8 protein-coding genes are annotated in these 9,060 nt (G+C 56.2%); 2 read left to right on the top strand and 6 right to left on the bottom strand.

Translation table 11 applies throughout. The features are described from left to right. Both J5224_RS17970 and J5224_RS17965 read left to right on the top strand, forming a co-directional pair. Positions 1–906, top strand: a 906-nt coding sequence (locus J5224_RS17970) for an ATP-binding cassette domain-containing protein (protein ID WP_264626656.1), incomplete at its 5' end; no start/stop codon positions are given. Further along, on the top strand, positions 906–2,234 hold the full coding sequence (locus J5224_RS17965) for an HlyD family type I secretion periplasmic adaptor subunit (protein ID WP_264626655.1): 1,329 nt from the start codon (positions 906–908) through the stop codon (positions 2,232–2,234). The genes J5224_RS17970 and J5224_RS17965, both read left to right, overlap by 1 nt. A gap of 46 nt (positions 2,235–2,280) precedes the next feature. On the opposite strand, the gene J5224_RS17960 is transcribed toward J5224_RS17965, so the two are convergent. The 6 genes from J5224_RS17960 to J5224_RS17940 all read right to left on the bottom strand — a co-directional run bounded on the left by J5224_RS17960 (position 2,281) and on the right by J5224_RS17940 (position 9,055). Then, positions 2,281–2,871 (bottom strand): hypothetical protein, encoded by a 591-nt coding sequence (locus tag J5224_RS17960; RefSeq protein ID WP_264626654.1) that lies wholly within the window; start codon positions 2,869–2,871, stop codon positions 2,281–2,283. Between the two features lie 108 nt (positions 2,872–2,979). Next, positions 2,980–5,109 (bottom strand): HlyD family efflux transporter periplasmic adaptor subunit, encoded by a 2,130-nt coding sequence (locus J5224_RS17955; protein ID WP_264626653.1) that lies wholly within the window; start codon positions 5,107–5,109, stop codon positions 2,980–2,982. After that, entirely contained in the window at positions 5,109–5,723 is a 615-nt protein-coding gene (locus J5224_RS35805; protein WP_413544695.1) for an HlyD family efflux transporter periplasmic adaptor subunit, read from the bottom strand. The genes J5224_RS17955 and J5224_RS35805 overlap by 1 nt, the downstream gene beginning before the upstream one ends. Beyond that, positions 5,623–6,546, bottom strand: a complete 924-nt coding sequence (locus tag J5224_RS35800) for a hypothetical protein (RefSeq protein ID WP_413544694.1) — start codon at positions 6,544–6,546, stop codon at positions 5,623–5,625. Before J5224_RS35800 ends, J5224_RS35805 begins: the two co-directional genes overlap by 101 nt. Continuing rightward, positions 6,543–7,289: an efflux RND transporter periplasmic adaptor subunit gene (locus J5224_RS17945; protein ID WP_264626652.1), complete on the bottom strand. Its 747-nt coding sequence runs from the start codon at positions 7,287–7,289 to the stop codon at positions 6,543–6,545. The genes J5224_RS35800 and J5224_RS17945 overlap by 4 nt, the downstream gene beginning before the upstream one ends. After that, positions 7,289–9,055: a TolC family protein gene (locus tag J5224_RS17940; RefSeq protein WP_264626651.1), complete on the bottom strand. Its 1,767-nt coding sequence runs from the start codon at positions 9,053–9,055 to the stop codon at positions 7,289–7,291. Before J5224_RS17940 ends, J5224_RS17945 begins: the two co-directional genes overlap by 1 nt. Positions 9,056–9,060 lie beyond the last annotated feature (5 nt).

Raw genomic sequence — 9,060 nt, 5'->3', positions numbered from 1 at the left:
GGGCTTATTGCCTTTAATATGTTTGCCGGGCACGTTACTGGCCCCATCTTACGTCTGGTGCAACTGTGGCAGGATGTGCAGCAAGTTTCTATTTCCGTTAAACGCCTGGGAGACATTCTGAATGTGCCGCCAGAGCAACAGCAGAAAAGTGGTGTAACGCTTGCGCAGATACAAGGGGCGGTGCGCTTTACTGATATCCGTTTTTCCTACCAAATTGATGCTCCGCCTGTCCTGGATGGTCTCAACTTGTCGGTACGTGCAGGAGAAATCATCGGTATTGTTGGGCGTTCCGGTTCGGGGAAAAGTACTCTCGCCCGACTGATACAACGTCTTTATTTCCCTTCGTCTGGGCAGATCTTTATTGATGATACTGACATTGCCCATACCGATCCGCATTGGCTGCGACGTAGTGTCAGCGTGGTATTGCAGGATACTCAGCTTTTTTCTGGCACCGTCCGCGACAACATTGCGTTAGCGTTGCCTAACTCGCCCATTGAACAGGTTATTTCGGCGGCCACTCTTGCCGGAGCACATGAGTTTATCAGCGCGCTACCACTGGGGTATGACACCCCTGTCGGTGAACAAGGCAATCTCTTTTCCGGTGGGCAAAAACAGCGTATCGGTATTGCCAGAGCCCTCATCACTCAACCCAGAATATTGATCTTTGATGAAGCCACCAGTGCGTTGGATTATGAATCAGAACGCGTGATTCAGAACAATATGGCTGAAATATGCCGTGGCAAAACGGTATTTATTATCGCGCATCGGTTATCGACGGTTCGCCGTGCCGATCGCATCATTGCCATGGCATCAGGCAGGGTCAGTGAGCAAGGTTCACACGCTGAACTGTTGGCTCAGGGCGGGCTCTATGCCCGGCTTTATGCCCTGCAGCAGGGAGAGGCGTGATGAAAGTACACTATCGTGAATTTCTTCCAGCGGTAATTGAAATCCAGGAGACTCCGCCCTCTCCTGTAGGTAGAGCGATTTTGTGGGTCATCATGATCTCACTCATCCTCACCGTGCTATGGGCGGCACTGGGAAAGGTCGATATTGTCGCTGTGACGCACGGTAAGGTGGTCGTGCGAGAACTTTCGCGGCCTGTCAGTACTGCGGTAACTGCTGAGGTTGCCAGTGTGCTGGTACGAGACGGTATGCCCGTCAAGCAAGGGCAAGTGCTCATCAAATTGAATAGCCAGCATCTGGATGAGCGCGCTGAAGAACTTCGACTGCGTCAGAAGTTGAATCGGTTTCACCTTGTGCGGCTGGATAAGCTCAACGGGTATTACAACGGCCAGCCGTGGTCCAACGTATTTCCTGATAGTTACCGTCAGGAAGATGCTGTGCTGGCTAGTCAACTCGAGGCGCTATTGAGGGTAGAGGTCGAAAATGATTGGCACGAGCAAGAGGTGTATAAAAGTAAAAAGAGGGTATTGGATGCCCAAATGATGGGGCATCAATCTCGCAAACAGCTGGCTGAAGGGCAACTGAATGTATTGAAAGAACAATATCTGGCGATTGAGAGCTTGTATCACAAAAAAATGACCAGCCGAGATAGTTTGTTAGAAATCAAAAAGAAATACCTGGAGGCGCACCACGCTGTCGATGGCACAGCGGCACACTTGGAAGAATGTCGCCGTAGCCTGGCGCAGTTGGACCGTGAGCAAATCAGTGCGGGAGCGAAAAACATCAATGCGGTAGCCCGTCATAGAGCTGAACGCGAGCATGATAATCACGTATTGATTAGCCAACTGAAACAGGTTGATGCCCAAATAGCGCAATATACTTTGCGTTCCCCGGTAGAGGGCATCGTTGACTCGCTGGCCTTTCGTGATGCAGGAGGGGCCGTCGAACCACCACAAGAGTTGCTCAAAATTGTTCCCGTCGATAGCGAACTTGTGGCGGAAGTGTTGATCAAAAATCAGGACGTGGGTTTTTTACGGGTGGGGCAGACGGTCACCGTCAAGATTGATACGTTCGATTTTACTCGCTACGGCTGGGTGGATGGAACGCTACAGAACATTGCAGCTGATGCTACGGAGGATAAAGATCGTGGACTGGTTTATCGTGCGGTTATTGCGTTAAAGAACAGGTCATTGCGCGTCGGGCCTGAGGAGTGGCAACTGGAACCCGGTATGCAGGTTACTGCGGAAATTAAAACTGGTAAAAGAACATTCCTTAGCTATTTCCTCAGCCCAGCAATGGAGGCACTGAATGATGTGGGCAAGCAGCGTTAACATACGCCATCAATAGTCCATAACATCATCGTGCAGTGCAGTGCAATTATTTCTGTTTTCGCGAGCGCGCCGTTGATTGAGTTATGGCCTCCGGGGGTAACAGTTGCTCTCGCTCGCGCCATACTTGGGCAAACATGTCAGTTAGTAGCGGATCGAACTTGAGTTTTTTGAGTTGGTAGCCGACGCCAAGCGCGGTGATGTAGGTTTCTTCGTCCAACGGTGTCTTGTGCACCAAAAAGGTTTCGATAAATTTTTTGCCGCGTAGCGCAATAGCGGGATCTTTTTCCGGTGGGAGCGTGTTGTCACAGGGCGTTTGCTGACAGATACGTGTCGCCGTTCCCCTCAATGTGGTATTTTTAAAAATGTCATCGACCGCAGTGACCGCGGTGCCTATTGCCTGACAGCGGCCCCGATGGCCTTCTTTCACCGCACAGCGGTAGACGTTGTTCAAACAAGGGTGTTTCCTGGTGGTGCGAAACAGAAACCGCTCTCGTTGGGCTGTCAGTAGGGGGAGCAGGCTGTTTTCCACCTTTTTCATAAGATGCAGCGTTATTTTCTTCGGCCCCTGCTCTTTCTTACAATGTTCCGGTGCAATGCGAGGGCTGAGGTCCGGGGGCTTGTAGAGCATGATAATCATGTCATCTTCCTTGTTGTTCCTGATTAGCGCTCAGTATGCGCTATAGCCACTTGTTTTCTTGCTGAAACCGTTCCCTGTGGCATTACGTGAGTTATGCCAAACAGTGAGTTAAAAGGAGAGTTCGCGAATCAATACTGCCGATGCAAGTTTCCAGCCGCGTACCAACAGGCTTTGTGCATCGCCCTCCATCACTGCCGTACCGCGTAGCACCTGTCCCGGAGCATGAAAATCAGGCGGAAGCCGTAGCAAGACGCGATATACCGCTTGTTCCGGGTGGAGTTTACGCTGTCCATCACTCAGCGTGGCGATTGCACCGCCGTAGAGGGAGGCCAGCTCCGGCACGTTGTTCAGATCGCGAACGGCCGTGCTGTCAATATCAGCAATGGTGACGGGTATCGCCCCGTGGTTAACATCCTGAGCGTAAAACGTACCGGGATTACCGATGCGCAAGCGCTGCCACTCTTTTTCAGAAACGAAAGCCTCTACCAGACCACCGACAGGCTGAGTGACGATGGCCAGCCATTCACCTTGTCCAAGCCACTCCCCCTCCGACAGCGGTGTCGCCATATCTGCCACCACGCCATCCATCGGGGCGCGCACCGTTAACTGTTCGGATTGGCGTAACAGCACCTGTAAACGCTGTTGTGCGGCATCCCGTTCCTGTTTTACACGCAGGTGATCGCCCGCAGCCTCCTTATTGAACAACTGGAATGTGCTTTGCCATTCCAACGTGGCGATTTGTCGCTCCAACTGCTGCCGCTCGTGGGCTAACGGCTCCGACGAGAGCTGAAACAGCACCTGTCCAGCCTGCACGGGTTGACCGACCTTTACCGCGATACCCGCAAGCATAGCGGGTAACGGCGTGTAGAGGCTGCTTTGCTGTTCTGCTCGCAGCAAGGCGGGTGCGTAAACGCTTCGTTGCCAGGGCAGCAGCAGGAGAAGCAGCACAAGGACACTGAGTGTCAGGGTGGTTATCATATTGCGATTCATACGGTAGTCCTTGCGGCGTTGGCTCCACGCACGCAGCTCATTGACGATGGGCATTGCCACGAAAACCCCGATCTCCACGGCAAACAGCAACATGCCCAATAGCTTAAAGGCCATGTGATAGACCAGAATCGCGATACCGGTAAACAGAAACAGGCGGTAAACCCATACGGTAAACGCATAGGCGACCAGCGTGCGCTGCAACCAGCGGGGAAAGATCTCGGGTGGTGCATCCCCAAGGCCAAACAGCCATTCGCGCATCTGCCAGCGGCCCATGGCAAAGCCGCGCTGTTGCAGGTTGGGCACTTGCAAGGCATCCGACAGCAAAAAGTAACCGTCGAACCGCATCAGCGGGCTCAGGTTGACCGCCAGCGTCATGATCCAGGTGGTGGTGGCAAGCATAAAGGCGGCGCTGCGCAGCATGCCATCCGGCAGGAAGCTCCAGGCTAAGGTGGCCCAAGCGGCTAGCGCCAGTTCGGTTAGCATACCGGCGGCACCGATGGTGATGCGTTGACGCCTGCGTGTCAGTTTCCACGACCCGGAGGTATCGGTGTAGAGCATCGGCATCATCACCAGAAATGCCACCCCCATGGTAGCGACGCGCGCACCAAAATGTTTACAGGCGTAGGCATGACCGAATTCGTGCAGAATTTTGGTCACGCACAGCGTGAGTCCGGCTAGTGCGGCACCTTCCAGCGTGAAAAAGTGCAGAAATGTGTGAGTGAAGGTGTCCCATTGCCGTCCGGCGAGGAACAGCCCCAACACGCCAGCCAATATCGTCAGCGTTAAGCATGAGCGGCGATAAAACAGCGAGACCCAAGGCAGCGTGGCGTTAAGAAAACGGTCCGGGTGCCACAGGGGAATACGGAAAAAAAGATAGTTCTTTAATAGCATGCGCCACAGTGATACCTGTGAGCGCTGTACTTGCTGAGAAAATTGCGCCAACGCCTTATCGCCGCTGACGCGCGTCAGGCTGTTGGTTTGCAGAAAGTGGTTGAAGTAGTGCACATCACTTTCATCCAGTGTCAGCGTCGACGCCTGTTGGATATCCGAAATAATGCGTGCGGCGTCACCCAGTGACCAGCGAGACAGCATCGCCATCTCGGGCCAACCGATACGGAAATAGAGGCCGCGCAGCGGATCTTCCAACGTCCAACTGGGGGAACCATCGCGGTTCGCCGGGCCTTTATGCAAAATCAACTCATCCCGTAACGGGCTGAGTGCCGAAGCAGAAGGGGAGCCCGGCAGCATCAGACCCCCAGCCAGACGCGCAGCGTCGCCAGCGGTTTACGCAGCAGGTAAGCGACCAGCAGCGTGCGCTTACCGTACAACTTCGCTGTGCCTTTTAGCCCGACGCGTCGTTGTGCATCGTCCTCGGTAAAGCGAGCGCGCAGGCGGTAGGCCATGACGTTATCGGGCGTGAGGGCTGCTCGATAACCTATCTGTGTCAGTTGCGCCTCCTGAGCGGCATTGGGGGCGACGTTCAGGAATAGCCGCACATCCGCGCCGGTTTCCAGCGCAATCGCATCCGCTGCGGGCAGTTGGATCTCCAGTTCCACGTCGTTGGGGTCGGCGACCATCATGATGCGCTCGCCGACTGCAACGGAACGGCCAATCCATTCGCTGGCATCGTCAAACACCGCCACACCATCGCGCGGTGAGGTCAACTGCATACGCTCCAGTTGGCGCAGGAGAAAGTCTCGCTCGCTTTGTGCCTGCTCGCGGCGGCTTTGCAGAACCGCCAGACTGGCCTTGCTGTTGGCATCAAACAGCGCCTGTTGTTGCGCCTGCCGATACTGGGCGTCGGCAGTGGCAAACGTCTGGCGCGCGGCTTCCAGCCGGTTTTCCAGCTCGCGTGCATCCAACCGCGCCAGAGGCTGATTGGCTCGGATGGGTTGATTGGGGCGCACCAGAATAGTGTCGGTTTTCCAGCTCGCGTGCATCCAACCGCGCCAGAGGCTGATTGGCTCGGATGGGTTGATTGGGGCGCACCAGAATAGCGTCTACCACGCCCGCGACAGGGGCACGTACTATCACCGGCTGATGCGCCACAATCTCGGCCGGAGCCAGCACCGACTGGCGCACCGGGATCAGTAGGATTAATACCAATGCTACGGTGCCAAACAGCACCATACGGCGTTTTTTTGGGTGTGTCGGCGTAGGTCGACGCTGTTTATGCAGGCAGGACCAGGCGTGGGCGTAAGGTTCTGCCAGTGTGTCCAGCAACAGGATCTCCGGTGCCAGCCACGGGGTTTCGCGTGCCAGAATCAGCGTCAGTGCGGTTTCACCCTGTGCCGATCGCAGTGGCAGCCATAACAGGTGTTCGGGCAGGTATTCATGCCACAACGCCTGATCCTCAACCGGCAGTTCCTGACAGCGTAGGGTGCCGCTTTGGCGCTGCTCCGCCTGCCATCCGCGGCACCACTGGCTAAAGGTGCTGCTAAAGGGCGCATTGTAATCGAGCGATGCCAATCCCGAGACTGCCTGTAATCGCTGCTGCTCGTTGTTCCACAACAGTGCCTGACGATATCTCACCAGCGAATGGGTTTCATTGACGATGAAAAATGCTAACTCATCCGCGGTTTCACGCGCGCGGGCACGCCGTTGCAGTTGCAGCAATTCAGACAGTAGCCTGAGCTGTGGGTCTTGCTCAGTATGCGCCGTCGACGCGACGGTCGGATTCATCATGGTGTGATGCCGTCTGGCGGTGCTATCTGCGCGACACCGCTCATGCCCGGCAGTAATCCAGTGCTCGGCTGGGCCAAACGGCCAAACACTTTTACTGACTGGCTCACCGGCTCCACCGAGGAGGAGATACGGCTAATCTCTGCCGGGTAGGTTAATCCGGTTTCATCCAGCGTTACCTGAAACGGACTGCCCTGTTTCAGCCACACCAGCCAGCGAGAAGGCACGATCATCTCCAGTTCAAAGGCGCTGTCGTCATAGATTGCCAGCAGCTCTTTGCCTTCCGGCACCGACTCCCAGCGTTTGACCTTGGTTTCGGTGACGCGTCCAGAGAAGGGCGCTTTGATGACGCACCGTTGCAACATGGCGCGATTCACGCCGCTTTCCGCCTGTGCCATGGTAACGGTGGAGCGCGCCTGATCCACTTCTGACAGGCTGATGGCGTTGAGCTTGTCGAGGCGGTCGGCGATAGCCAGCTTTTTACGCGCGGCGTTTTCTGCCGCGCTGGAGTAGTTCAATTTCTCACGCAGTACCGTGCAGTCGAAGGTCAGCAGGGTATCTCCCTGCTTAAAGTGTTCACCTTCTTTCACGGTGATATCAGTGATTTTACCGGCAATTTCGCTCGATAGTACGCTATAGCGCTGTGCGCTGAGCTGAACGCGAATGTCCCCCTGCGCAGCCTGCCCCCATAGGGGCAGAACCAGCGTGCTTGCCAGCAGCAGCGGTCGCATCATGCTGCTCATCATTACCGTGTGCCTCCCGCCTGAAGGGATTGCAGGTTATCCCACATATCGGTGTTGACCACGCGATACGGTTTGGCTGCGGCTGACGCTGTTGCGGGGATGGGGGTTACCACTGAGGCCGTGGTGGGTAAGGTAGCCACAGAGGGGGCGACGACAGGTGCCACAGGCGCAGCCGCTGCCAGCGACAGGCGCGGCACAGCGACCCCGCCTTTTTCCAGCGTGCCCGTGGTGTGGGCGATGCTGCTGCTCAAGGCAGCCAGGCTGACATCGTTGACGTTATCCGGCAGCACGTCCAGCCCCGCCGCTTGGTATACCGCGCCCAGCGCGTTTTGTACGTCGGCAAAGCTGCGATCGCGTGCGCGCGTAGTGAGAATGGTTTCCGTGCTGACCCGCACCTGCTCCATCTGCGTTTCGGCGCGGTGCTGTACGCTCAGTGCGGTCTGATTCAGGATGCCACGCTGGATGCGCGCCAGTTCCTGATAACGCCCAAACATGCGTGTGCTCTGTTGGTATTCCTGCCAGGCCACGTTCACCTGCGTCAGCACCGCCATACGCAATGCCTGACGGCGTACTTCCGCCAGATCTTCATTGGCTTCACCGGCCCGTTTTACCGATGACCAGGACAATACGTTAAGCAGGTTGCCACTGACTTGAACCCCGGCGCTGGCCCATTGCTGATTCACCAGATAGCTGTTGCTGTCGCTGTTCACACCTGCAAACAGTGAAACGCCTGGCAGCAGTCGCAACAGCGATTTGCGGGTTTCCAGCACGCTGTTACGCGCCAGATAGCCCTCTTCGCGCACCTCAGGGCGTTTCACCATGGAGAAGTTTTCCAGATCGTCGAGTGAATAGACGATCTTCGGTGCCACCAGGCTGCTTTCACTGGGCACCACCACGTCAAACTTGCTGGCGGGCGGCAGGTTCATCAGCGCAGCCAGACGCGATTTCGCCACCACCAGATCGCTGTCGACGATCTCTAGCTGACGCACCATTTCCAGCATGTTTTTCTGGAAGCGCAGTGCTTCCACCGGTGCCAGCAAACGTTGTTGCTCAGTCTGGCGCGCATAATCCAGCGTCTGACGGGCCTGCGTCAGCGCGGTGGTGACTTCCGGTTGTAAACGCTGGGCGGTGGCGGCTTCCCAGTAGGCAGTGCGCACCTGACGAGTGATATCGGCTACCACGCGGCGGCGACGCTCTTCTGCCGCCAGCGATTTGTTGGCCTGTACCTTGGCGTTAAAGTAGCTGATGCCGAAATCCAACACGTTCCAGCTTAACGAGAGATCGGCGGTGCGCGTGGTTTGATCCTGACTGGTGGAGGGCTTCAGAGATTCCTCTCCGGTATTGATTGATTTACTGCTGGAAGCCGCAACGCTGTCACGGGTTTGCATCCCGGCACGGGCAGTCAGTTTAGGCAGCAGCATATCCAGATTCTGGACGCCAAGCAGGTTGTCTTCCATAGCCTGTTCCAGCAGCGCAACGCGCTGTTGCAGGTTGTATTTCAACGCACGCGCAATGGCTTCTTCCAGCGTAATGGTGCCGCGCACCGGTTCCTGATTGGCGAACATCTGCGTTCTGTCGCTCAGTGCTTGCGCCACCTGCTGCTCGGTGGTGATTGGTTCCGGTTTGACGGCGCAGCCCGCCAGCCCGATACAGGCAAGGGCGACGGCGATACGCAGTGCTTTGGTGCCAGAAAGCCGTTCCGGCACGGTAGTGACAGACTGATGGTGGTGTTGCTGGCTATCCCAGAAAGTGGCTGTGTGCTGATTCACCGGGT

The organism is Candidatus Symbiopectobacterium sp. NZEC135 (assembly GCF_025962695.1).
This window is presented reverse-complemented; position numbering and strand designations above follow the sequence as displayed.

Excerpts from the sequence above, each read along its gene's own strand:
- J5224_RS17965 (WP_264626655.1), top strand. The coding sequence starts at position 906 with ATGAAAGTACACTATCGTGAATTTCTTCCAGCGGTAATTGAAATCCAG.
- J5224_RS17960 (WP_264626654.1), bottom strand. The coding sequence starts at position 2,871 with ATGATTATCATGCTCTACAAGCCCCCGGACCTCAGCCCTCGCATTGCA.
- J5224_RS17955 (WP_264626653.1), bottom strand. The coding sequence starts at position 5,109 with ATGCTGCCGGGCTCCCCTTCTGCTTCGGCACTCAGCCCGTTACGGGAT.
- J5224_RS35800 (WP_413544694.1), bottom strand. The coding sequence starts at position 6,546 with ATGATGAATCCGACCGTCGCGTCGACGGCGCATACTGAGCAAGACCCA.
- J5224_RS17945 (WP_264626652.1), bottom strand. The coding sequence starts at position 7,289 with ATGATGAGCAGCATGATGCGACCGCTGCTGCTGGCAAGCACGCTGGTT.